Source organism: Rathayibacter sp. AY1B4 (assembly GCF_002932815.1).
GTDB lineage: Bacteria > Actinomycetota > Actinomycetes > Actinomycetales > Microbacteriaceae > Rathayibacter.
This window is the reverse complement of sequence record NZ_PSWN01000020.1, coordinates 26,430-49,182: the sequence shown is the minus strand read 5'-3', so window position 1 is coordinate 49,182 and position 22,753 is coordinate 26,430. Positions and strand designations below refer to the sequence as shown.

The following is a 22,753-nucleotide window of genomic DNA, read 5'->3' as shown; positions in this document are numbered from 1 at the left end:
CAGAGTGCGGACTCCCCTGCCCGGGCCTCCTCCACCGCGCTCACGCGCCCGTCCGCTCCAGCGCGTCGGGCAGCTCCTCGAGCCAGGCCGCCCGGTCGGCGTCGAGTGGAGCCAGCGGCAGCCGCCCCAGCCCGTCCGGCAGCGGGATCGCCGCGAGCAGCGCCCGCGTGTACGGGTGCAGCGGGCTCTGCCACACCGTCTCGGTGTCCCCCGACTCCACGACCCGGCCGCGGTACATCACGAGCACCCGGTCGGCGATGCGCCGCACCACTGAGAGATCGTGCGAGATGAACAGCATGCCCGCGCCGGCCTCGACGCTGAGCGAGCGCATCAGCGCGGCGACGCTCGTCTGGGTCGAGGCGTCGAGGGCCGAGATCGGCTCGTCGGCCACGAGCATCCGCGGCCGCGCGGCGAGGGCCCGCGCGATGGCGATGCGCTGCTTCTGGCCGCCGGAGAACTCGTGCGGGAACCGGCTCGCCATCGCCGGGTCGAGCCCGACGCGGCGCAGCCAGTCGGCCGGATCCGAGCCCTCGGCGCCCCGGGCGAGAGCCGCCCGGACGCCGTCGCCGATCTGCTCGCCGATGCGGCGACGGGGGTTCAGCGAGGAGTTCGGGTCCTGGAAGACCATCTGCATGCCGGTCATCACCGGAGTGCGCCGGCGGAGTCCGAGCGCGGGCACGTCGACGCCGTTCAGGCGCACGTCCCCGCCGCGGCCCTTCTCGATGCCGACCACCGCGCGTGCGAGGCTCGACTTCCCGCAGCCGCTCTCGCCGACCAGCGCGACGACCTCGCCCGCCGCCACCCGGAAGCCGACCCCGTCGACGGCACGCAGCGGCGGTCTCCGCCCGTACTCGACCACGATGCCGTCGGCCTCGAGAACCACTCCCGCGCTCATCGCGCACCCCTCTCGACGTCGCCTGCCGTGGCCGCGCCCGGATCGTCCGCGGCGGCGGCCCTCTCGTGCCCCTCGACGAGCTCGGCGACCAGCTCCTCCGGGCTCTCCTCGAAGCTCGAGCCGGGCAGAGCCGCGAGCAGCGCCCGGGTGTACTCGTCCTCGGGCGCGGTGAACAGCCGCTCCCGCGGAGCCGACTCGACGACGAGCCCCTGGCGCATCACCGTCACCTCGTCGGCCACGGCGCTCATCACGCCGAGATCGTGGGTGACGAGCAGGATGCTCAGCCCGCCGTCGTCGACCAGCTCCCGCAGCAGCTGCAGCACTCCGGCCTGCACGGTCACGTCGAGCGCGGTCGTCGGCTCGTCTGCGAGCAGCACCGAGGGCTCGCACGCGAGAGCCACCGCGATCGCGATGCGCTGCCGCTGACCCCCGGAGAACTGGTGGGGATAGCGCCCGAGGGAGGCCCGGGCGTCCGGGACCCGCACCCGCTCGAGCAGGGCCTCGGCCCTGGACCGCGCGGCCTCCTTGCCGAGACCGAGGTGGTGGCGCAGGTGGTCGGTGAGCTGGCGGCCCACGGTGAGCTGCGGGTGCAGGCTCGTCGACGGGTCCTGGAAGACCATGGCGACCCGGCGTCCGCGCACCGCGCCGAGCACCTGCCGGGACGCGCCGACGAGCTCCGTCGTGCCGTCGCCGGTGTCGTCGGCGAGGCGGATGCTCCCGCTGGCCGTCATCGCTCCGGGCAGCAGTCCGAGCACCGCCAGGGCGGTCATGGTCTTGCCCGAGCCCGACTCGCCGGCGAGACCGTGGATGCCGCCGCGGCGCAGCGCCAGATCGATGCCGTCGACGACGGCGTGGCTGCGGGTGCGGATGCGCAGCCCGCTGATGGTCAGTGCGTCGCTCACAGCGTGGCGCCTCCTCCGCGGATCGTCTGCGACCGCGGGTCCAGGGCGTCGCGCAGGGCGTCGCCGACGAAGTTGAACGCGATGACGACGGTGAGGATGGCCAGGCCCGGGAAGACCCCGATCCACCACGCGTCGAAGTTCTGGATGGCGTCCGACACCATCGAGCCCCACTCGGCGGTCGGCGGCTTCGCGCCGAGCCCGAGGAACGACAGGCCCGACAGCAGGAGGATGGCCGTGCCGATGTCGAGGCTCGCCAGGACGAGCACCGGGCCGACGATGTTGGGCGCGATGTCGCGGACGAGGGAGCGCAGCGGCGAGAAGCCGAGCAGCTGGCCAGACACGACGTAGTTCGACGAGCGGAGGCCGAGCACGAGACCGCGGGTCAGCCGGGCGTAGGACGGCCACGACACGATCAGCGCCGCGAGCACCGCGTTCAGGAGCGAGGCTCCGAGCGCGGCCGCGATCACCATCGCCAGGATGACCGTGGGGAACGCCATCACGAGGTCGGTGATGCGCATCGCGACCTCGTCGACCGCACGGCCGAGGAATCCGGCGACGGATCCGACGATCGCGCCGATCAGCACCGACATCACGACGAGCAGCAGGGCGAGCGGGATGGTGACCCGGGCACCCCAGATCACGCGCGAGAACACGTCCCGGCCGAGCGCGTCGGTCCCCATCAGCGTGCCCTCGCCGGGCGCCTGGAGGAGGGGCAGGTCCTGCGCGAGCGGATCGTGCGGAGCGATGACGGGGGCGAGCACGGCGATGAGGATCCAGAGCACGCCGACGGCGGCGCCGAGGAGTCCGAGCGGCGCCGACCAGCGGCCCAGGCGCAGGCGGGGGCGGCGCAGGCGGAGGCCGGGGGCGGCGACCGGGTCGAGGACTCCGGCACCGACGCCGTCGCGCGGACCGGCCGGAGCGCCGTCGCGCGGGTCGGACCGGGTGGTTCGCGGATCCGTCACGAGGCCAGCCTCACTCTCGGGTCGAGCACGCCGTACAGCAGGTCGACGATCAGGTTCACGAGCAGGTACATCACGCCGATGAGCAGGCCGACGCCCATGATGCCGCGCAGGTCGAGGTGCGACGCGGCCTGGTAGGCGTAGGAGCCGATCCCGGGCCAGCCGAAGACCGCCTCGACGAGCACGGTGCCGCTGAGCAGGCTGCCGAAGGCGAGGCCCACGACGGTGAGGATCGGGATGCTCGCCCCGCGCAGCACGTAGGAGAAGGTGACCGCGCGGTTCGGCAGCCCCTTCGCGCGGGCGGCCCGCACGTAGTCCTGGTCGAGGATCTCGAGCACCGCGGTGCGCACGAACCGGGTCAGCAGGCCCACCGTGTAGAGCGTCAGGACGAGCACGGGGAGGAAGAGGTGCGACGCCGCGTCGAGGAAGGTGTCGAGCTGGCCGGCGAGCAGGGCGTCGACCGTGTAGAGGCCCGTCACCGTCGGCGGCGTGGTGAAGTCGCTGCTCAGCCGACCGGATCCCGGCGCGATCCGCAGCTGGAAGTAGAGGACGTAGTAGAGGACCAGCGCGAGCCAGAAGGTCGGCACGCTGAGGCCGGCCAGCGACACGACGCGCAGAACGTGGTCGGAGGCCCTGCCGCGCCGGTAGGCGGCGACGGTGCCGAACAGCACGCCGACGATCACGCTGAGCACGATGGCGCCGAAGGCGATCTCGAGGGTGGCCGGCAGCGCCTTCGCCAGGTCGGCGACCACCGGGTTGTGCGTGGTGGTGGAGACGCCGAGGTCGCCGTGCAGCAGGTTGCCGAGGTAGGTGAAGTACTGCACGACGAGCGGCTGGTCGAGACCGTACTGGGCGCGGAACTGCGCGACGATCTCCGGATCCTCCGCAGCGCGCTGGCCGAGGGCGGCCGCCACGGGGTCGCCCGGCACGAGGTTGGTCAGGATGAAGGTGACGAGGGTCACGCCCACCACCAGCAGCAGCGAGGTGAGCACGCGGCGGAGCGCGTAGCGGAGGAACGGGTGGGCCGCCCGGCCCCCGCGCTGACGCGGGGTCCGGACGGCCGTCGTGGTGGTGGACACGGGCTACTGCGCGGTGAGGGCCGCGATGTCGATGGTCCACACCGCGTTGTAGACGACACCCGAGACGTCCTTCGCCGCGGCGATGTTGTTGCCGGGCTGGAGCAGCGGGATGAAGGGGCCGTCGGCGTTCAGCGCGGTCTGCAGCTCCTCGAAGCGCGACTGGCGCTCGTCGTCGCTGCCGCCGGTGGCCGCGGCGTCGGCCAGCGCCGAGATCGCGGGGGCCGCACCGTCGGTCCAGCCGGAGCGGAGGCCCACGACGTCGCCCGGGGTGAAGACGAGGTAGTCGCTCGGGTCCGGGTAGTCCGGGCCCCAGTACCAGAGGCCCATGGTCTCGGTGCCGTTGCGGTAGGCGTCGAGCTCGGTAGCGACGGGGGCCGGGGCGAGCTCGACGGTGATGCCGGCGTCCTTCAGCTGCGACTGGATGCGCTGCGCGATGGTCGGGAAGTCGATGCCGTTCAGGCTGATGTCGCTCGGGAAGTTGAGCGTCACGGACTCGCCGGCGTAGCCGCTCTTCGCGAGGTCCGCCTTCGCGGCGTCGAGGTCCTGGGTGAGCGCGCCGCTCTCGGGCAGGGCGCCGAGCAGCATGCTCGGGATGACGCCGGACGCCTGGGCGGTGCCGTTGCCGGCGATCGAGACGAGGTCGTCGTAGTCGACGGCCTCCTTCACGGCCTTCACGAAGTCGGGGTTCGACGTGATCGCCGAGACGCTCGGGTTCTGGTTGAGCAGCAGGAAGATCACGTTCGCCGACGGGTCGCTGGTCACCGCGACCGAGTCGCCGAGCGCCTCCGCCTGAGTGCCCGAGAGGTCCAGCGCCACATCGGCGCTGCCGCCCTCGACGTTGATCTTCTGGGTCGCACCCTCGACGTTCTGGATGACCACGCGGCCGTAGCCCGGGGCGTCGCCGTCGTAGTTCTCGTTCGCGGTCAGCACGACCTGCGAGGCGAGGTCGAGCGTGTCGAGCACGTACGGGCCGGAGCCGGCGGAGGTGGTGTTGAGGAACGTCTCGGCGGTGTCGGTCTCGTCGGTGGTGCCGCCGTTCTCCTTCACGACCTTCGAGTTCAGGATGCCGAGCGCCGGGTTCGCCAGGATCGCCGGCAGGGCGGGCGTGGGGTTCTCGGTGGTCAGCACCACCGTCGTGTCGTCCTTCTTCGTGACGGTGACGCCGTCGAGGAGGAACGAGGGGTTGCCCTTGAGGCCGATCACGCGCTGCAGCGAGAACACCACGTCGTCGGCGGTCATCGCGGTGCCGTCCGAGAAGGTGTGCTCGCCGTTCAGGGTGAGGGTGAAGGTCTTCGCGTCGTCGGACTGCTCGAGGCTCGCGAGGCCGTCGACGACCTGCGAGACGTCGCCGCCCTCGAAGGTGAGGAGGGTCTCGTAGAGCGCCTTGTCGACCATCTGGCCGGTCGGCTCGTACATGCGGCCCGGGTCGGCGGTCTTGAGGTCGAACGCCTTGTTGATGGTGAGCGTCGCGCTGCTGCCGTCGGCGGTGTCGACGCGGCCCGAGGAGCAGCCCGCCACCAGAAGGGCGAGGGAGACCGCCGCAGCGGCGATCACCACTCGCGTCGGGGCGGAGCGCGGGGTGCGGGTGGAGCGGACAACCATGGAGGCCTCCTGGCGAGGGTTCGGCTGGACGTGTTGCGAAACGATGGCACATCGCGACGCACTCCGTTTCCAGAGGGCCGCTATCGTGGACGAACTGCCGCCCGCAGCGACGAAGGAGCAGATTATGTCGATCACCGATCCGGCCGCCGGTGCGGTCGCTGGACAAAGCGCGGGCGGGCTCGACGACCTCAATCTGCGCATCCTCGCCGTCCTGCGCGAGAACGGGCGCATCTCGATGTCCGCCCTGGCCGAGCGGGTGAACGTCTCGCGGGCGAGCGTCTACAACCGGGTCGAGCAGCTCACCGCATCCGGCGTCATCACCGGATTCTCGGCCCTGGTCGATCCCGGCAAGGTGGGGCTCGACGTCTGCGCCCTGGTGTTCGTGACGGTGCACCCGCAGTCGTGGCACCGGTTCCGCGAGGGCATCCTCCAGATGCCCGACGTCGAGTACTGCTGCATCACGACCGGCGAGCACGACGCGATGCTCCTGGTCCGCTCGCTCGACATCGGCGGCGTGCACGACTTCGTCACCGGCGTGGTCGCGGCCCGGCCCGAGGTGAAGTCGGTGGTCTCGGTCGTCGTGCTCGACGAGGTGGTGCGCAAGGCCTACCTGCTGCCCTCCGACATCCCCGACCGCTCCGGATCGACGAACCGGCTCGGCATGACGCGGTTCACCACCGCGGGGAACGGCCGCGACGCGGCGCGCTGAGCGTCAGACCTCGACGCAGATGCTGACGTGGTCGTCGCCGTCGATCTCGAACTCCTCGACGAGCCGCAGCAGGCCCTCGCCGTCGAGCTCGACGCGGCTGCCGCCGGTGCCACTGACCACGGTCCCGCCGTCGATCAGCTGGTGCACGAACGAGACCTGCAGGGCGTCGCCGGTGCGCGTGCCCACGAACCGGCCGAAGGTCACGGTGTCGCCGACGTAGTCGCCCCAGACCACTCCGTCGCGCTCGGAGTAGTGGAACCGCGACGGCGACTCGGGATCGACCGCACTGTTGGTCGAGGAGGTCATCACGAACTCGCGGCCGTCGAGACTGGGGGCGGTGGTGGCGTCGTTCACGTCATGGAGTATGCCGGAGAGGTCGAGGTGTCCTGGCCGCACGCCGGATTCGTCTCGTCCTTCGGGTCCGCGGCCCCAATGGCTGGACGAAAGCGCCGTCCGCACGTCCCTCGACGGTCCATTCGTCTGCGATCCGACGCCGTCCGTCCCGATCGACCGAGCGACTCCGGGATCGGACGGGCGATGTCCGCGGACAGGCGGCTGCGAGGCGTCCGGACTTCCCTTGCCGCCTCGATACTCCATCGACTCGTCCGTGATCGGAAACTTTCCCGTACTCTCAGGACCCGTACGGGGAATGAACCGGGGGCTCATTCGCATCCGGTTCGAATTCGACATCTTGGGGGCGCAATGGATCCGCAGCAATCGGTGAACAGTGATCGCGCCGTGTGCGCCCACGCGAGGAGCGGCGGATGACCGGGTCGAGTGCGACCGGCGCCGTGGTGAAGCGCCCCGAGTCGCGGGAGTGGATCGACTTCGCCAAGGGCGTCGCGATCAGCCTCGTCGTGCTCTACCACTCGTCGTTGTTCCTCGGATTCTTCGACCTCGCGGGGTACGTCCCGAAGCTCCGGACCGTGCTCCTCTACTTCCCCATGCCCGTGTTCTTCTTCATCGCGGGCCTCACGGCCGCCCGGATGCTGACGTGGACGTTCGCCGAACTGTGGCGCCGCCGAGTGCTCGCGCTGGTGTACCTCTACCTGCTGTGGTCGTTCATCCGGGTCGTCTTCTACCTCATCGTCCCGTTCTCACGGTCGGAGGCGACCTCGCCGACGGACCCGCTCAACGTGCTGGTGCTCCCCATCCTGCCGTCGAGCAGCTACTGGTTCATCTGGGCTCTCGCGATCTTCAGCATCCTCGCCTGGCTGATCCGCAAGGTGCCCCGATGGATCCAGCTCTCGGTGGCCGGGCTGCTGGCCGTCGCGGCGACGACCACCGGCCTGCTCGACACCGACAACATCGGCTGGGACCGGGTGCTCCAGAACTTCATCTTCTTCCTCGTGGCGATGTTCATCCCCCGCACGTTCTACCGCTTCGCCGCTCGCGTGAAGCTCTGGCAGGCGCTCGCGCTCGCGGTGGCCTACCTCGGCATCATCGCGGTGATCGTCGCCTTCGACGCCAACCGCATTCCGGGCGTCATCCTGATCGCCAGTTCGGTCGCGATCATCGCGGGCATCGCCGGCTCCCAGTACCTCGTCAAGGTCCGCGCACTGAAGATCTTCGTCACCATGGGGCAGCAGAGCTTCCAGATCTATCTCCTGCACCTCTTCGTGATCGCGGTCGTCGTCGCATTCGTCCCCCTGCTCGGCGAGACGAATGTCCCACCCCTTCCGGCGACGGTCTTCCCGGTCGCCCTGACGGTGTTCTCCCTCTGGGCGTCGCTGTTCATCTTCCAGTCGCTGCGGCGCTTCTCCTGGCTGTGGGTGAGCCCGTTCAGCACCGGCAAGTCCCAGAAGAAGCGCCTCGCCGCCAGGAATGCGAGATCAGCCGAGGTCCAGCCCACCGCGGTCGAGTCCGCAGCTCCTGTCGCCCCGGCCGATGAGCCCGCTGACGCGGGGACTGCGGGCAGACCGGAGAAGGACTGACCGGCGAGCACCTCCCGGGCGACTCCCCGGGCGACCCTTCTGCAGGCCCGAGTCGTCTCGGGCGCTGGTGAGTCCGCCTCAGACCGGGCCGGCCCGCGCTGCTCGGTCTCGGGCGAGCCGAGGGAGCAGTCGGACGAGGACGACCATGCCGACGAGTTCCACGAGAGTCTGCGTGACGACGACGACGGGCGCGAGCGACAGCGGTGCCGGGAGCGCGAGTGCGAGGGGCAGCACGACGAGCGAGTTGCGGGTCGCGCCGCTGAACACGAGGGCGCGCGTCGCGGGCACGTCGAGCCGGAAGACGCGTCCAGCACCCAGCCCCAGAGCGGTCATGACCACGAGGAATCCCGCGTAGAGCGGGACGAGGACGAGAAGCCGGCCGGCCGAGGCGCCCACGGCGCCGGCCTGGGAGGCGACGACGGTGAAGAGCGTGGCCGTCATGAGCGGCACCATGAGCCCGAGCATCGTGGACTCGACGATCCGGCCGGACACGTGTCGGCGCGCCAGGGCCTGCACCAGCCCAGCCGCAGACAACGGCACCACGATCAGCAGCAGGAACGCCCGCGCGAACGGACCGGCGTCGACCACCGCCACCCCCGCAGGACCGATGAAGAGCAGCAGATACACGGGGAGGAGGAGGATCTGCGCGAGCATCAGCAGCGGTGCGGCGGCGAGCAGCCGGTCGGACGCCCCTCCGGCGAGCCCGGCGAACACGATCACGTAGTCGATGCACGGCGTCAGGAGCACCAGGAGGACCCCGAACAGCAGCACCGGAGTGTCGGCGACGAATCGGGACAGCCCGTAGGCGACGAGCGGCACGACGACGAAGTTCAGCACCCCGACCGCGGCGAGGAAGCGGCCGTCGCGCAGAGACCGTCCGATCGCGGCGAACGGGACCCCGAGGAACGTGGCGAACAGCAGCAGCGCGAGCACCGGTTCGATCGCGACCTCGAGGTGGTGCGCGGCGGGCAGCAGCAGTCCGAGAGCGGCGCCGGCGGCGATCGCGGCGAGGTAGAGCGGGATCTGGCGGTGCTCGAGCCAGGCGACGAGTGCTCTCACGACAGCAGGTCGGCGAGAAGGAGGGGCACGGGTGCAACGGTAGAGGTCCGAACCGCTTGAGGGTCGCGGCTCTGCCGCTCGTCGCGGCGGAGGGGCTTCTCCCTCGACCCCGCCCCGGTGAACGGTCCGGGCCGAGACCTTGGACGATGCGGCCCAGCCAGGATCCGCTCCCGCACGGTCCTCCCCGTGAGACGCGCCCAGGACGAGACGCCGTCGACAGCTCTTTCCTGCGTCACTCGACGGTCCTCATAAGCTTTCGCAACTTCTGGTGCAGAGGTGTCGGAAAGATACGAACGCATCATGTCGCATCAGGCGCGAAAGGCTCGAAGAGCTCAGAGGTATTGAGGCCTCGGCCAGTTAATGCTTTAATCCACATCGAACCGGTTCGATGATCTATGCAGCACTGTGCGGACAGGTTCGACCAATCGCTCGATCAATGGAGATACAGCAGATGAACAGATCCATCGCTCTACGCGAGACGCCTCCCACGGATGCCGACCGGCGACAGCGCCGTCGGATCCGCGGGCGTCGTGTCCTCGCAGCAGTCGTCTCAGCGGCGGTCGTCGCAGCGGGGAGCGTCCTCGCCGTGGGCGCTCCCGCGGAAGCGGCACCCGGAGCCGCAGCCACGCTCGTCGTGGAGGCCGACCAGCCCTTCCGTCCCGTCACTCACATGGCCAGCGGGTCCCTGTACGGACTGGCGAGCGCCGGCGTCCCGTCCCTCGACAAGATCCTCCCCATCAAGCCGCACACCTTCGTGCAGAAGCCCGAGGGGGGCACCCAGCAGCCGACCGGTGACGCCCTGTCGGTCGCCGACACCGCGAAGTCGGCCGGTGCGGGCGTCGTCGTCCGCCTGGTGGACTACCTGCCCGGCTGGCCCTATCGATACGACAAGGCCTCCTGGCTCCCGGCCGTCGAGAAGATGGTCGAGGACACGCAGGCATCCGGCAAGACGAACATCGTCGCCTATGCCATCTGGAACGAGCCCGACATCACCTGGCAGGCGTCGAACGGCTCCTTCTTCGATCTCTGGACCGAGACCTACCGTCTGATCCGCACCCTCGACCCCGAGATGCCGATCCAGGGCCCTGCCTACTCCGACAACATCACGAACATGCGCGCGTTCTACGAGCACGCGAAGGCGACCGACACCCTCCCGGACGTCCTCGAGTGGCACGAGCTGATCCGCTCCTCGAAGATCAAGGGCGACGTCGAGAAGGTCCGGGCGATCCTCGACGACCTCGACCTCCCCGAGCCGCCCATCGACATCACCGAGTACGCGGCACCCGCCGAGGTCGGCCTGTCCGGCCCGCTGGTCGGGTACATCGCGAAGCTCGAGCGCTACGGGATCACCCGCGCCGAGCTCCCGTTCTGGAACCAGTCGGGCGCCCTGGGCGACCTCCTCACCGGACGGAACGGCGACCCCAACGGCGCGTACTGGCTCTACACCTGGTACGCCCAGATGAGCGGCCAGATGGTGACCACCACGCCGCCGTCGAACGAGAGCCCGCTCGACGGCGCCGCCTCCGTCAGCGACGAGGGCGACGAAGTGCGCGTCATCGCCGGTGGCAACACCGGAGCCACGTCCATCAAGGTCAACGGGCTCGACGAGCTGTCGCTCGGCTCGAAGGTCGACGTCCAGGTGGACTTCACCGCCTCCTACGGCCGCACGGTGAAGACCGACGGCCCGGTCACCATCTCGAACACGACCTACGAGGTCGCCGCCGACGGATCGATCACGGTGCCCATCGTGATGAACCCGACCTACGGCTACCAGGTGATCGTCACCCCGGAGAAGAGCCCGACCAGCCTGGCGGGCGACTACACCGTGGGCAACGCGAACTCCGGTCTGCAGCTCGCCACGCAGGGCGGCGCGACCGCGAACGGGACGCCGGTCGTCCAGGCCGACACCGCGACCGCGACCGGACAGGCGTGGAGGATCACGGCAGCGGGCCAGGGCCTCTACCGCGTCGTCCACACGCCCAGCGGACGCGCCCTGACCATCGCCGGCGCCGCGACGTCCAACGGCGCAGCCGCGGTGATCGCCGACGCGAACGGCGGAGACGAGCAGCTCTGGCAGCTCATCCCCGACGGGAAGGGGAAGGTCCGCCTCGCGAACTACGCGACGGGCAAGACGCTCGGGGTCCTCAATCTGAGCAAGGACGCGGGCGCTGCGGTCATCCAGTGGTCCGACGGCGCACCGACCTCCAACTGCCAGGTCAGCGGAGCCCGCCAGCCGGGCAGGTTCGGCACGGCACTGGACTTCTGCAAGACGGCGTCGTACGGGTCGCTCCCCAACGGAATCGTCAGCGGACTCACCGGCGACTGGTCCGTCTCGACCTGGATCAAGCCGGCGTCGCTGACGAACTACTCCCGCGTCTTCGACTTCGGCACGGGCCAGAACGTCAACATGTTCCTCACTCTCAACGCCGGGGGTGCCGGACCGCGGTTCGCCATCACGAACACCGGCGCCGGAGGCGAGCAGCGACTGACCTACGGCGGTCAGAACTTCCCGCTCAACCAGTGGTCGAACGTGGTCGTCACCGTCTCGGGCACGCAGGGCACGATGTACCTCAACGGCACGGTCGTCGCCACGAACCCGAACATGACGGTGAAGCCGTCGGCTCTCGGGAACACCAACCGGAACTACCTGGGCAAGTCGCAGTACGGGGACCCGGCCTACGACGGCGCGATCGACGACTTCGCCGTCTACGACCGGGCGCTGTCCGCGGCCGACGTGGCCGCTCTGGCCGGCGGCCGGGCGGCGGCGGGCACCGTCGCGCAGTACGCGTTCGACGAGGCGTCCGGAGCCGCGCTCCAGGACTCCTCGGGGAACAACCGGAACGGGACCATCGTGCTCGGAACCGACGGGGCCACGACCAGCACCGCGACCGACGCCCAGACCGCCGACCGGTTCTGGACGCTCACGCCGGTCGCCGTCGCCGACACGACCAAGCCGGCGGTCACACTGGTGTCGCCCACCACGGCGGGCCCCTTCTCCGCACTGGCCGTCCAGGTCGACGCGACGGACGACCGCGGACTGAAGCGCATCGTGGCCAACATCTACAAGGACGGCAAGCTCGTCAAGAGCACGCAGTCCCCGGTCGCCGGTGGAGCGAGGACCGGATCGCACTCGGCCACGGTGCAGCTGCCCGACGGGAACTACACCGTCAAGTACAACGCGGAGGATCTCGCGGGCAACATCGCGCCCACGAAGACCTTCGCGGTGACGCTGGACAGCACGGCGCCGACGGCCACGGTCAAGACCGAGCCCTCCTTCACCACCGGTGAGAAGGGCGTCTACGACCAGGTGAGCTTCAAGCTGTACGACGCGGGCAGGATCGACAGGGCGGTCATCAACGGTCGCGTGAAGGATCTCACCGACAACGCGTGGTCAGACGTGAACTTCATCAAGCCGGGTGTCTTCGGCGCGGTCAAGGGTGCCAACACCATGGTCGTCCACGACGTCGCCGGGAACACCACCACCGTCCAGTTCACCCTGAACTGACCCGGACCTCGAGGCGCCCCGTATCCGTACGGGGCGCCTCGAGCGTGTGCGGGGCATGCCACGGCAGGCTGGGCGCAGGTGGGGCGCCCCCCACCCGGACCGGCAGCGGCCCCTGGATGCAGGAGCATGAGGTGCGACCGCCGCGTGCTCTCCTGCACCTGAGCGGAGAGCCGGCAGCAGTCCGACCGGTCCTCGCCGTCCGACAGCCTCCGAGGAGAACGACAGTGGCCACCATCGCAGACGTCGCCCGCGAAGCGGGCGTCTCCCGCAGCACCGCGTCCTACGCGTTCTCGGGCAACCGCCCGATCTCGGCCGAGGTGCGCCGGCGAGTGCTCGCTGCGGCTCGTCGCCTGGAGTTCACGCCCAACGCGGGCGCGCGATCGCTGGCGACCTCGCAGACCCGGGTCATCGGCCTGCTGGCGCAGTTCCTCGAGGACGAGTTCGCCCCCGCGATGCTGCAGTACACCCTCGGCGTCTCGAACATGGCCCGCGAGCTCGGATACGACATCCTGCTGGTCACCGACGCCGACGGCACGAGCGCACTGCGACGCATCAGCGACTCGCGCATGGTCGACGGGATCGTCCTGCTCAACGTCGCCGTGGACGATCCGCGGCTGGACATCCTGCGCAACGCCCGGCAGCCGGGCGCCCTCGTCGGCCTGCCGAGGGACTGCTCCGGCGTCGACGTCTTCGACCTCGACTTCGAGGAGACCGGTCGCGCGATGATCGAGCACTTCCACGCCCTCGGGCATCGGGAGCTCGTGCTCGTCTCCCCGCCCCAGCACGTCGTCGATCGCGGCGGCGCCTACGTCTGGCGCCTGCAGGACGCCGCTCTCGAGGCCGCCGATGCCCACGGCATCCGACTGCACACGTCGTTCGCGCCCTCCACGCAGCCGGACGTCGGCCGGGCGCTCGGAGATCTGCTCGACGCGCACCCGCGGGCGACGGGGCTGCTCGTCAACAACGAAGCGGCCGCAGCGGCACTTCCGAGCGTTCTGGGAGCGCGGAGCACGAGGAGCCCGGAGGACGTCTCCGTGCTCGGCCGGTTCTCGGAGGAGTTCGCGCGCACCTTCTCGCTCCCCTACTCCTTCGTGGAGAGCGCACCCGACCGGCTCGGGAGCATGGCGGTGCGTCAGCTCGTCCGCCGGATCGAAGGCGCGACCGACACCGAGGAGGCGTACGTCGTGCGCCTCCTCGGCCCTGAGATCGTCGAACGCGGCAGCACGGCGCCTCCGCGTCCGGCTCCCGCGACCTGAGCGGACGACCTCGCCCAGGGGCCCTCCATCCACCCGGGACCACGACCACGAGGCGCACGACGGTGGCCTTCGCCGCCGCTGCTGTCGTGACGGCAGCCGCCGGAATCACCCGCCGCCAGAAGTCGCCGAATGATCGGCTGTCGGCACGGTCGTCCGGTTCGTAGTGTCGGACGTATGGATCCGCGACCGCTTCCCGCCGTCGGCGCCCCGGCCACCCGTGCGCTCGAGGACGCGGGCGTGCACGATGTGGACGACGTGAGGCGGGTGGGCCTCGACCGTCTCGCAACCCTCCACGGAGTCGGGCCGAAGGCGCTCCGGCTCCTCCAGCAGGCCCTCGACGCGGACGATCCCGCTCCGTAGCGATCCCTTCCCCGCACGGTCGCCTCGACCCGGAATGGTCGGAGACTCGGCGCGCCGGTTCCCGGGGGCGATCCGACCGCGGAGGCGGCCGCCGGGGGAACGGTGGTCGGATGGACCAGGAGGCGCGATGAAGGTCATGCTCGTGATGCGGTCCGACGGCAGCTACGCCGGGGGCGATACCCCCGAGGACTACGCGGCCTGGGCGGACTACGACGCGTCGCTGAAGGCGGACGGCGTCCTCGTCGACTCCGGACGCTTCGCCGACGCCTCCGGGGACGTCTCCGTCGAGACGGATCTGACCGCGGCGCGAAGAGAAGGCGGCACTCCGGCCCCTTCCCGAGCGGAGGAGCGGTCCGCCCTCGTCGGCTACTACCTGCTCGACTGCCCGACCCGGGACGACGCCGTGCGGTACGCCCGCCGCGCCCCCCTCTACGGCTCGGTCGAGGTGCACGAGCCGGCGCAGTACTGAGCCGCGGTCGCCGGTCGGGCGGCTGTCCCGGTCACCGCCGAGCGGGACCGACCGCTTCACCCGAGGGATGCGAATCGGGCGTCCGGGATCGGGGCGGCGGGAGGGAAGTGGTGTACCGTCATCGCCTGACCGATTCTCATCGGAGTGGTCGACCCGTCTCACCGGCGGTGTCGATCCGGGGCTGAAAACCTCCGGCGTCCTCGAAGCCCGGAGGTCCTCCCATGTCAGTGTCCCCACGAAGCACCACCGTCGACGGTGACGCGTCCCCCTTCGTCGTCGTGGTCAGCGCAGAAGCGCACCCGAGCGGCGCGGGGTCGAAACGGTCCGATCCGGCCACCTCGCCGGCAGCGCTCGCACGTCCGAGGACGGGGTACGGCGGAGCGATCCGGCTGGCGCAGGGCCGCGTGCTCGGCCCGCCCTCCTCCCCCGGCACCGAGCTCCTCTTAGGGCTGCTCTTCTGGCGCAGCCGCCGCGACGCCGAGGATTTCGCGGCGGAACTGAGCCGCGCTGAATCGTCGTGGGTCGTGGACGAGGGGATCTACCGGTTCACCACCTCGGCGACGGCGAGCCCGGACGACGCGACTCCCGTCGATCCGGTGCGCGCTGCCCCGACGGCGGCCCACGAGATCATCCGACTGGCGCCCGTCGCGGGCAAGCAGGCATGGATGGCCGAGTACAACGAGAGCGAGACGCGCGGTCACATCAGAACGCTCGAGGGCTTCGTCTCGACGAGCTTCTTCCGCGACCTCCGGAGCGATCGGATCATCGAGTACGTGCAGTGGCGCTCGGCCGACGACCTGACAGCGGCGTTCGGGGACGAGCGCTTCGCCGAGCACTTGAGCGTGAACAGCCATTACTCCGACGGCGAGGCCTTCCTCTTCGGAGAACGGTCGACCGATGCGGCACCCGCCGATGAACCGCCCGACGGCTCGTCCACCCCCTCCGGGACCGACGGTCCTGCCGCCGCTCAGAGCCCCGAGGCCCGACCGTGACTCGACTCGAGACCGTTCACGAGATCCTCGGGCCCTGGTCGTTGGCCACCACCCAGCGGTTCTGGGAGGGCTTCACCCCGAACCGGCTCGCGTCGCAGCCGCAGGCCGCGGGCATCCGCTCCGCCCTCCTCTGCGATGCCGACTGGCAGCGAGTGGACGTCGTGGTCACCCAGGACGGGCCGTCCGCCCGCATCGTGGTCGAGGGCCCGGGCGACCTGGACGCCGCGACCGAGCAGGTCCGTCGGCTGCTGTCCATCGACATCGACGGGCGCAGCTGGCCCGACGTCGCGGCGCGCGACGAGGTCATCGCGGACGCGCAGGCTCGGCTCCCCGGGTTCCGGCCGTGCGGCTTCTTCTCGCCCTACGAGGCGGCGGTCTGGACGGTCCTGTCGCGTCGGCTGCAGATCCGGCAGGCGGCGGTGGTCAGGACGCGTCTCGCGCAGCAGCTCGGTGATGACGGAGCCTTCCCGTCCCCGGCCGTCCTGCGTGCGGCGTCCCTCGACCTGCCCGACCGCAAGGCGGAGTACCTGCAGGCGATCGCCGAGGCCGCCCTCGACGGACAGCTCTCCGGCTCCCACCTGCGCTCGCTCCAGCCGGCCGAGGCCTTCGTCCAGGTGCAGAGCATCCTGGGGATGGGGCCGTTCTCGGCCGAGCTCGTCGTGATCCGCGGCGCGAACTTCCCCGACGTCCTGCCGCGCAACGAGGGCAGGCTGAGCGACGAAGTCGCGAAGCGCTACTGCGACGACCGGTCGATCGACGAGATCTCCGAGACGTGGACGCCGTTCCGCTCCTGGGCGGCGGTGCACCTGCGCGCGCTCGCGGAGTAGACGGGCGACTCCCAGGGCGGCCCACCGTCAGGACGGCTCCTCCCGCAGGCGCCCCGCGGCGGCCGCTGCCGCGGAGATCTCTCCGCAGTGAGTCCGGCGACGGACGCCACCCCGAAGGCCCGGGCGGATGATGGTCGGGTGAACCGCACCGATCGTCTGTACGGGCTCGTCGAGGAGTTGCGGGCGGTCTCGCCCCGGCCGCGGAGCGCGCGCCGTCTCGCCGAGCGGTTCGAGGTGTCGGTGCGGACCATCGAGCGGGACCTGTCCGCGCTGCAGCAGGCGGGTCTGCCGATCTGGGCGGAGCCCGGCCGCACGGGCGGCTACGTCATCGACGCGTCCGCGACCCTCGGTCCGGCCGGGTTCACGGTGGAGGAGGCCGTTGCGGTGCTGATCGGCCTCAGCGCGCTGCAGCGCAGTCCGTTCCGGCAGGCGGCCCTGACCGCCGCCCGGAAGACGCTCGCGGTCCTGCCGGACGACGTGGCCGCCCGCGCCGGCGCGGTCGCATCCCGGGTGCACTTCCTCGAGAGCGAGGAGGAGGCGGTCGTCCCGGCGGAGTTCGCGACGGCCTTCCGACCGGATCGTGTCGTCCGGCTGCGCTACCGCGACAGCAGCGGCGCGGAGTCGGTCCGCGACGTCGAACCGCTCGGCTCGATCGGGAAGGAGGAGCACTGGTACCTGATCGCGTGGTGCCGGCTGCGGGAGGGGGTCCGGGCGTTCCGCGGCGACCGGATGCTGTCGGTCGAGGTGACCGACGAGCGGCCTCCGCAGCGCACCCTGCGAGCCGAGGACCTCGCGCTCCAGTACGGACGGCTGCGGTCCGTCGTCGACGACTGACCCGCTCCGGGGACGGCCGCCGCGGACCTCGCGGAGTCCCGGACGATCTTCGGAAACACCGACAGGACGGTGTCGCGACGACCGGCGAGCCTGGTGCCATCACCTCATCCCGGCCCTGAAGGAGCCCCATGTCGTTCACCTCCCTCCGCATCGTCACCGACGACCTCGACGGCCTCGTCGCCTTCTACGAGCAGGTCGTCGGCCGACCGGCCGAGCGCCCGGCGCCGGTCTTCGCGCAGTTCACGGAAGCGGGTGCGACCCTCGCGATCGCCCGCACCTCGACGGTCGCGATGCTCGACGGCGCCGTCGTCCCCGCGTCGAACCGCTCCGTCCTGCTCGAGTTCGAGGTGGCCGACGTCGACCGCGCCTTCGCCGAGCTCGCACCCCGGAGCGAGGACGTGGTGCTCCCGCCGAGCACCATGCCGTGGGGCAACCGCTCCACCCTCGTCCGCGACCCGGACGGGAACGTCGTCAATCTGTTCAGCAGGCCCGCCGGCTGATCGGGCGCACTCCGTCGGTCCGAGCACGCCCATGCCTGGCCGGTGGGACCCGACGGGGATCGCGGAGACCACCGGGGATCCTCTCTCTCGCGACGCGATCCTCCCGAGCGGGCGTGGCGTCGGGCCGAGCGCGACCGGTCTGCGGTTCGCAGGCGGGAGCACGGCGACTCCGTCCAGCGTGACGTCCCGACCGCACTCCGACCGGCGAGACGGCCACCCGCCGCCGGTGTCCTCGGCGGTACCCTCGCGGCATGACCTTCGTGAACGTCGGCACCCTCGGGGCCGTCCCCGGCAGACGCGACGAGCTCGTCGCCGTCCTCACCGAGCACAACGACGACCTCGTCGACGCCGGCTGCCTGCTCTACGAGGTCGGGGTCGACGACGAGCAGCCCGACACCGTCTTCGTCGTCGAGCTGTGGGAGAGCGCCGAGGCGCATCGGGCCTCCCTCGCCCTCCCCCGGGTCCAGGCCGCGATCGCGACGGCGCGCCCGCTGCTCAGCGGCGCCTTCGGCGGCTACCGCTTCGACGCAGCAGGCTCTCCCCTCCGGAGCTGACTCGCGCCGAAGGCCTGCCGGCCGTCGGCACAGGCCGACCTGGAGTGAGCGGGCCGTCCGTCAACGGAAGACCTCTTCCTCTCCCGCCACCCCGACACCTCGAAGCGGAGCACCGTGATCAGCACGTTCCTCGTCGACCACGCCGCGCTCGTCCCGATCGCCTTCTGGATCGCGGTCGCGGTGGTCACGGCGATCGCCTGGCTGCTGCACCGGCGCGGCGCGGGAAGGTCTCTTCTCGTCCTCGCCGCGCTCGCCTTCGTCGTGGGGATCGCGCTGACCGTGTATCCGCCCGACGGGACGCCGCGGGTCTTCTGCACCGTGCAGTTCTCGGTGCCGTTCGACGGCATCGAGACCCTCGCGAACATCGCGCTCCTGCTCCCCGGGGCCCTGCTGCTCGCGGTCGCGGTCGGCCGGCCCCTGCTCGTCGCCGCCGCCGTCTCCGGCCTGTCCGCCCTGATCGAGCTGGTCCAGGCGGGCGTTCCGGCGATCGGCCGCTCCTGCGACACGAACGACTGGTTCATGAACACCATCGGCGCACTCCTCGCCGCGCTCCTCGCCGCCCTGATCCTCACAGGGGAGAAGCGGCGCGGGCGTCGGCGAATGGTCCGCTGACACCGCCTGTCACGTCGCCCTGCTCTCGGCCGGGTGTCTCGGCGGCCGACATCAGCCCGGGTCCGTCGATCCACGTCCCTGTGACGCGGACCTGCTCAGAGGACGGCCGACGCCACGGGTGCCGTCTCGGCGACGCCGAGGACGACCGGGCGCGACCGGGCGTCACCGGGTGCCGCGGTCGCGTCTGTCGACCGCCCCAGGAGCTGTCAAGTCTCTCCCCCGTCGGCGCCGGCGCTGCGCACGCTGGGGGCATGAAGCATCTCCTCTTCGCGAACAAGACGATGCTGGTCGGAGACGACGCGGCGGACGCTCTGATCGAGTACGGCGTCGCCCTCGCCGTGAGCAGCACGGCGGACCGTGTGGAGTACACCGGCATCGGCGGCGACGGCGGCACCGTGCAGGCGGTGTTCCTGCTCAACGCCGGCGCCGCCCTGGTCGCCGAGACCACTCCCTCCGATCTCCCGGAGCCGGACAACACGGCCGAGGTCGCCCGCATCCGCGAACGCACCAGGACGCTCACGGGAGTGTTCCCCGTGCAGCCGAGCGAGGACGACGTCACCTTCGACGTCGAGCTCGAGCACGGCTTCGGGTACTGACCGGCCCGCCCATGCCCTCCCTCCACGCCTCCTGGCCGACGCTCTGACCGAGGACACGGACGACGCCGAGGTCCGTCGCTGGGCGGCGTCCCGCGCCCCGCTCACGCCGGGGACGATCGCCGTGCTGCAGGCCGTCGGCTTCATCAGCGCAGCGCAGCGGGTCCCCGCCGACACGGCCCTCGCTCTCCTGCTGACGGCGGCGGAGGACGACCGGCGCGATCCGCCCGACGTGGCTCGCGATGTCCTCGCGCGCCGCCATCCCCTGGCCGATCCCGGTGACGATCGCGGCGCGTCGGGGACCCCGTGATCACCGCCCTTCGGGAGCCGTGGTCGGTCCGCCGTCGGCGGCGCTGTCTCCCGCGTCCGCGACGTGAAGCGCACCTCGCGCCGCCCGCCCCGCCCGCTGGATGCGCGCCCGCACCAGCCGCTGCAGCAGCGCGGGGTAGAGCTGGACGGCGATCGTGGACCCGAGCAGCCAGGCCGCGCCGCCCGTCGCACCCGTGACCGTCGCGAAGAGGGCGAGCGCGACTCCGACGGCCGTGCACGCGAGATGCACCGCCTCGGAGCGGCGGGTGTGCTGATCGAGAGCGGTCAGTCCCGCGCGCGTGCCGTCGAAGCCGCGCTCGCGGGTGACGAGGCGGTTCCACCCGACGATGTCGAGCAGCCGGCCGAAGACGCCGACCCCGAGCGCCCGCAGCAGCGCCGGCTCGCGGCGACCCACGTCGAACCAGGGCTGCTCGAGCGGACGCGTGCGCGCACCGAAGGTCAGGGCCGCCCAGCTGGTGAGGACCATCTGCGCGACCGCGGCGAAGACCGGATGCGAGGGTCCGATCGCGGTCCAGCCGGCCGCGAGGAGGGCGGCCGCGAGGACGGTGGGAACGAGGGTCCGGATCATCTCCGCTCCCTCCTGCTCGTGCTGCGGTGCTCGAGGCCAGTCCAGCAGATCCGCGGCATCCGTGCGCCGCGTCCTCCTCCGGACGCCCCGCGCCGGGCATCCACCGCCTTCTCGACGGCGCTTCCTTGACACCGCCGCCGGCCGGTCATCATCATGCAGTCACGACCGGCGGCGGCGCGCCACCGGCGTCCCGACAGGAACGGTGCTCCGATGCCCACCATGCTCTTCGTCAACCTGGCCGTCGCCGATCTCGCCCGGGCGAGGGCCTTCTACGAGTCGCTCGGCTACTCGATCAACGAGGGCTTCAGCGACGAGAACGCCGTCAGCGTGGTGATCAGCGACACCATCACCGCGATGCTGCTCACGAGGGAGTTCTTCGCCGAGTTCACCAGCAAGCCGATCATCGACGCCACCACCTCGACCGAGGTGCAGCTCGCCCTCAGCGCCGACAGCAGGGAGGAGGTCGACACCCTCCACGGGAAGGCCCTCGCCGCGGGCGCGACCCCGGCCGGCGAGCAGGACCACGGGTTCATGTACTCGAAGAGCTTCGACGACCTCGACGGCCACCACTGGGACTTCGTCTGGATGGACCCGGCGGCCGCGGCAGGCGGTGCGCCGGAGCTGTCCGTCGAGGAGATCCGGGCGAACACGACGCACAGCTGAGTCACGACCCGCGGACTCCGAGCGGTCGACGTCCACGACCCGCGACGGCGCGCCCTCGCAGTCACACTCCGTCACGATCCGACGCGCACTCCCCTCGGCCTGACAGGCTCCCGGCATCCGCCTTCCGGGCGTCTGGACAGGAGCACACCGTGACGATCACTGCACCGGCGACCACCGCGACCACTGCTGCGGCGAGCGCCGCGACCACGACCGCGGCGCCCGCACCCCGTGCCTCCGCGGCGGCAGGCTTCACCACGCGCCAGGTGCACGCCGGTGCCGCGCCCGACGGCGCCCACGGGGCGCGCGTCACTCCCGTGCACCTCAGCGCCGGCTTCGTGTTCGACAGCTTCGAGCACGCCCGCGAGAGGTTCGCCGGGGAGGACGAGGGCTACTTGTACACCCGCAACGGGAACCCGACCACCGAGGAGGTCGAGCGCCGGCTCGCCGATCTCGAGGGCGGTGCCGAGGCGATCCTGGTGGCGAGCGGCCAGGCGGCCACCGCCTCCGCTCTCCTGGGGATCCTGCAGGCCGGTGACCGGGTGCTCTCGTCGCGCCGCTTGTACGAGGGCAACCGCGGGCTGCTGGTGCAGAACTTCGGACGGCTCGGGATCGGCGTGGACTTCGTCGACGACGCGTCGGACCTCGGCGAGTGGGAACGGCGGATCGGGCCCGACACCCGGGTCCTCTTCGGCGAGCCGATCCCGAACCCGAAGAACGATCTGCTGGACCTCCCGGCGCTGGCCGCGATCGCGCACCGGCACGGGCTGCCGTTCGTGGTCGACAACACGCTCGCGACCCCGTACCTCCTCCGCCCGATCGAGCACGGGGCCGACGTGGTCGTGCACTCGACCAGCAAGTTCCTCGCCGGACACGGCTCCGCCCTCGGCGGCGTGATCGTCGACGCCGGCACGTTCGACTGGGCGGCGCGCCCCGCGCTCTTCCCGCACCTCAACCAGGAGGAGCGGTCGTTCGGCGGGCGCAGCTGGACCGAGCAGCACGGCCGGCGCGCCTTCGTCTCGTACACGCGGGACATCGTGGTCTCCCGCCTGGGACCGACGCCGTCACCGTTGAACTCCTTCCTGCTGCGGCAGGGCGTCGAGACGCTGTCGCTCCGGGTCGAGCGGCACTCGGCGAACGCCCTCGCCGTCGCCCGCTTCCTCGAGGAGCGGCCCGAGGTCGTGTCGGTCGACTACTCCGGCCTGGAGTCGAGCCCGTCGTTCGCCCTCGCGCAGCGGCTGCTCCCCCGCGGGCAGGGCTCCGTCTTCTCCTTCACCGTGGCCGGAGGCGAGGCGGGCGCGGCCGCCTTCATCGACGCCGTCGAGCTGTTCAGCCACATGACTCACCTCGGCGACGTGCGCTCCCTGGTGCTGCACCCCGCGTCGACCACCCACGCCGGACGCACCCCCGCCGAGCGCGCCGCCGCCGGGATCCACCCCGGGCTCCTCCGGCTGTCGATCGGGATCGAGGACGTCGACGACCTCCTCCGCGACCTCGAGCGCGGGCTCGCCGCGGTGCGCGCACGCGCCCTGCCCGTGCTCGCGGAGGTGTGAG

24 protein-coding genes are annotated in these 22,753 nt (G+C 71.2%); 16 read left to right on the top strand and 8 right to left on the bottom strand.

What is annotated here, in order from left to right; genetic code table 11:
* Positions 1 to 40: 40 nt before the first annotated feature.
* Genes C5D66_RS12945 through C5D66_RS12925 form a run of 5 tightly spaced genes read right to left on the bottom strand, consistent with a single transcriptional unit; the run spans position 41 to position 5,437 of the window.
* A complete protein-coding gene (locus C5D66_RS12945) occupies positions 41 to 895 on the bottom strand; it encodes an ATP-binding cassette domain-containing protein (protein ID WP_104326935.1) in 855 nt (284 codons plus the stop codon).
* Positions 892 to 1,797, bottom strand: coding sequence for an ABC transporter ATP-binding protein (locus tag C5D66_RS12940; RefSeq protein ID WP_104326934.1), 906 nt, complete (start codon positions 1,795 to 1,797; stop codon positions 892 to 894). Before C5D66_RS12940 ends, C5D66_RS12945 begins: the two co-directional genes overlap by 4 nt.
* Positions 1,794 to 2,759 (bottom strand): ABC transporter permease, encoded by a 966-nt coding sequence (locus C5D66_RS12935; protein ID WP_258063303.1) that lies wholly within the window; start codon positions 2,757 to 2,759, stop codon positions 1,794 to 1,796. The genes C5D66_RS12940 and C5D66_RS12935 overlap by 4 nt, the downstream gene beginning before the upstream one ends.
* Complete coding sequence (locus C5D66_RS12930) at positions 2,756 to 3,835, bottom strand: ABC transporter permease (RefSeq protein WP_104226525.1); 1,080 nt, start codon at positions 3,833 to 3,835, stop codon at positions 2,756 to 2,758. Before C5D66_RS12930 ends, C5D66_RS12935 begins: the two co-directional genes overlap by 4 nt.
* A 3-nt stretch (positions 3,836 to 3,838) precedes the next feature.
* Entirely contained in the window at positions 3,839 to 5,437 is a 1,599-nt protein-coding gene (locus C5D66_RS12925; RefSeq protein WP_104223258.1) for an ABC transporter substrate-binding protein, read from the bottom strand.
* A 124-nt stretch (positions 5,438 to 5,561) separates the two neighbouring features.
* On the opposite strand from C5D66_RS12925, the gene C5D66_RS12920 reads away from it, so the two are divergent.
* The gene (locus C5D66_RS12920) at positions 5,562 to 6,146 is read left to right on the top strand and encodes an Lrp/AsnC family transcriptional regulator (RefSeq protein ID WP_104223259.1); all 585 of its coding nucleotides are present in this window, start codon (positions 5,562 to 5,564) and stop codon (positions 6,144 to 6,146) included.
* Positions 6,147 to 6,149: 3 nt separating this feature from the next.
* On the opposite strand, the gene C5D66_RS12915 is transcribed toward C5D66_RS12920, so the two are convergent.
* The gene (locus C5D66_RS12915; RefSeq protein WP_258060307.1) at positions 6,150 to 6,500 is read right to left on the bottom strand and encodes a hypothetical protein; all 351 of its coding nucleotides are present in this window, start codon (positions 6,498 to 6,500) and stop codon (positions 6,150 to 6,152) included.
* Between the two features lie 410 nt (positions 6,501 to 6,910).
* Here C5D66_RS12915 and C5D66_RS12910 point away from each other — a divergent pair, with 410 nt between their 5' ends.
* Complete coding sequence (locus C5D66_RS12910) at positions 6,911 to 8,080, top strand: acyltransferase (protein ID WP_104260246.1); 1,170 nt, start codon at positions 6,911 to 6,913, stop codon at positions 8,078 to 8,080.
* 78 nt (positions 8,081 to 8,158) lie between these two features.
* On the opposite strand, the gene C5D66_RS12905 is transcribed toward C5D66_RS12910, so the two are convergent.
* The gene (locus tag C5D66_RS12905) at positions 8,159 to 9,139 is read right to left on the bottom strand and encodes an arsenic resistance protein (protein WP_104326933.1); all 981 of its coding nucleotides are present in this window, start codon (positions 9,137 to 9,139) and stop codon (positions 8,159 to 8,161) included.
* Between the two features lie 670 nt (positions 9,140 to 9,809).
* Between C5D66_RS12905 and C5D66_RS12900 the strand changes: the two genes are divergently transcribed.
* The 12 genes from C5D66_RS12900 to C5D66_RS12840 all read left to right on the top strand — a co-directional run bounded on the left by C5D66_RS12900 (position 9,810) and on the right by C5D66_RS12840 (position 19,951).
* Entirely contained in the window at positions 9,810 to 12,644 is a 2,835-nt protein-coding gene (locus C5D66_RS12900) for a LamG-like jellyroll fold domain-containing protein (protein WP_219814347.1), read from the top strand.
* Between the two features lie 224 nt (positions 12,645 to 12,868).
* A complete protein-coding gene (locus C5D66_RS12895) occupies positions 12,869 to 13,900 on the top strand; it encodes a LacI family DNA-binding transcriptional regulator (RefSeq protein ID WP_104326931.1) in 1,032 nt (343 codons plus the stop codon).
* Positions 13,901 to 14,074: 174 nt separating this feature from the next.
* A complete protein-coding gene (locus tag C5D66_RS12890) occupies positions 14,075 to 14,260 on the top strand; it encodes a DNA-binding protein (protein ID WP_104223264.1) in 186 nt (61 codons plus the stop codon).
* Between the two features lie 127 nt (positions 14,261 to 14,387).
* A complete protein-coding gene (locus tag C5D66_RS12885) occupies positions 14,388 to 14,729 on the top strand; it encodes a YciI family protein (RefSeq protein ID WP_181067926.1) in 342 nt (113 codons plus the stop codon).
* Positions 14,730 to 14,956: 227 nt separating this feature from the next.
* A complete protein-coding gene (locus C5D66_RS17240) occupies positions 14,957 to 15,721 on the top strand; it encodes a hypothetical protein (RefSeq protein WP_181028804.1) in 765 nt (254 codons plus the stop codon).
* The gene (locus tag C5D66_RS12870) at positions 15,718 to 16,548 is read left to right on the top strand and encodes a DNA-3-methyladenine glycosylase (RefSeq protein ID WP_104274629.1); all 831 of its coding nucleotides are present in this window, start codon (positions 15,718 to 15,720) and stop codon (positions 16,546 to 16,548) included. Before C5D66_RS17240 ends, C5D66_RS12870 begins: the two co-directional genes overlap by 4 nt.
* 138 nt (positions 16,549 to 16,686) lie before the next feature.
* Positions 16,687 to 17,382: a YafY family protein gene (locus C5D66_RS12865; RefSeq protein WP_104255909.1), complete on the top strand. Its 696-nt coding sequence runs from the start codon at positions 16,687 to 16,689 to the stop codon at positions 17,380 to 17,382.
* Between the two features lie 128 nt (positions 17,383 to 17,510).
* Entirely contained in the window at positions 17,511 to 17,882 is a 372-nt protein-coding gene (locus tag C5D66_RS12860; RefSeq protein ID WP_104255910.1) for a VOC family protein, read from the top strand.
* 251 nt (positions 17,883 to 18,133) lie between these two features.
* Positions 18,134 to 18,436: a putative quinol monooxygenase gene (locus tag C5D66_RS12855; RefSeq protein WP_104226533.1), complete on the top strand. Its 303-nt coding sequence runs from the start codon at positions 18,134 to 18,136 to the stop codon at positions 18,434 to 18,436.
* Positions 18,437 to 18,550: 114 nt separating this feature from the next.
* On the top strand, positions 18,551 to 19,048 hold the full coding sequence (locus C5D66_RS12850; protein ID WP_104255911.1) for a VanZ family protein: 498 nt from the start codon (positions 18,551 to 18,553) through the stop codon (positions 19,046 to 19,048).
* 251 nt (positions 19,049 to 19,299) lie between these two features.
* The gene (locus C5D66_RS12845; RefSeq protein WP_104255912.1) at positions 19,300 to 19,644 is read left to right on the top strand and encodes a hypothetical protein; all 345 of its coding nucleotides are present in this window, start codon (positions 19,300 to 19,302) and stop codon (positions 19,642 to 19,644) included.
* 121 nt (positions 19,645 to 19,765) lie between these two features.
* Positions 19,766 to 19,951, top strand: coding sequence for a hypothetical protein (locus C5D66_RS12840; RefSeq protein WP_104233977.1), 186 nt, complete (start codon positions 19,766 to 19,768; stop codon positions 19,949 to 19,951).
* Here C5D66_RS12840 and C5D66_RS17235 read toward each other — a convergent pair whose 3' ends face one another.
* Positions 19,952 to 20,539 carry a hypothetical protein gene (locus C5D66_RS17235; protein WP_104255913.1) on the bottom strand — a complete coding sequence of 196 codons (588 nt, stop codon included), beginning with the start codon at positions 20,537 to 20,539 and terminating at the stop codon, positions 19,952 to 19,954. It lies immediately after the preceding gene.
* 210 nt (positions 20,540 to 20,749) lie between these two features.
* Between C5D66_RS17235 and C5D66_RS12830 the strand changes: the two genes are divergently transcribed.
* On the top strand, positions 20,750 to 21,202 hold the full coding sequence (locus C5D66_RS12830) for a VOC family protein (protein ID WP_104250854.1): 453 nt from the start codon (positions 20,750 to 20,752) through the stop codon (positions 21,200 to 21,202).
* Positions 21,203 to 21,351: 149 nt separating this feature from the next.
* Positions 21,352 to 22,752: an O-acetylhomoserine aminocarboxypropyltransferase/cysteine synthase family protein gene (locus tag C5D66_RS12825; protein ID WP_258061345.1), complete on the top strand. Its 1,401-nt coding sequence runs from the start codon at positions 21,352 to 21,354 to the stop codon at positions 22,750 to 22,752.
* The last annotated feature ends 1 nt before the right edge of the window (position 22,753 follow it).

Excerpts from the sequence above, each read along its gene's own strand:
- C5D66_RS12945 (WP_104326935.1), bottom strand. The coding sequence starts at position 895 with ATGAGCGCGGGAGTGGTTCTCGAGGCCGACGGCATCGTGGTCGAGTAC.
- C5D66_RS12925 (WP_104223258.1), bottom strand. The coding sequence starts at position 5,437 with ATGGTTGTCCGCTCCACCCGCACCCCGCGCTCCGCCCCGACGCGAGTG.
- C5D66_RS12920 (WP_104223259.1), top strand. The coding sequence starts at position 5,562 with ATGTCGATCACCGATCCGGCCGCCGGTGCGGTCGCTGGACAAAGCGCG.
- C5D66_RS12910 (WP_104260246.1), top strand. The coding sequence starts at position 6,911 with ATGACCGGGTCGAGTGCGACCGGCGCCGTGGTGAAGCGCCCCGAGTCG.
- C5D66_RS12900 (WP_219814347.1), top strand. The coding sequence starts at position 9,810 with ATGGCCAGCGGGTCCCTGTACGGACTGGCGAGCGCCGGCGTCCCGTCC.
- C5D66_RS12890 (WP_104223264.1), top strand. The coding sequence starts at position 14,075 with ATGGATCCGCGACCGCTTCCCGCCGTCGGCGCCCCGGCCACCCGTGCG.
- C5D66_RS12885 (WP_181067926.1), top strand. The coding sequence starts at position 14,388 with ATGAAGGTCATGCTCGTGATGCGGTCCGACGGCAGCTACGCCGGGGGC.
- C5D66_RS12860 (WP_104255910.1), top strand. The coding sequence starts at position 17,511 with ATGTCGTTCACCTCCCTCCGCATCGTCACCGACGACCTCGACGGCCTC.
- C5D66_RS12855 (WP_104226533.1), top strand. The coding sequence starts at position 18,134 with ATGACCTTCGTGAACGTCGGCACCCTCGGGGCCGTCCCCGGCAGACGC.
- C5D66_RS12845 (WP_104255912.1), top strand. The coding sequence starts at position 19,300 with ATGAAGCATCTCCTCTTCGCGAACAAGACGATGCTGGTCGGAGACGAC.
- C5D66_RS17235 (WP_104255913.1), bottom strand. The coding sequence starts at position 20,539 with ATGATCCGGACCCTCGTTCCCACCGTCCTCGCGGCCGCCCTCCTCGCG.
- C5D66_RS12830 (WP_104250854.1), top strand. The coding sequence starts at position 20,750 with ATGCCCACCATGCTCTTCGTCAACCTGGCCGTCGCCGATCTCGCCCGG.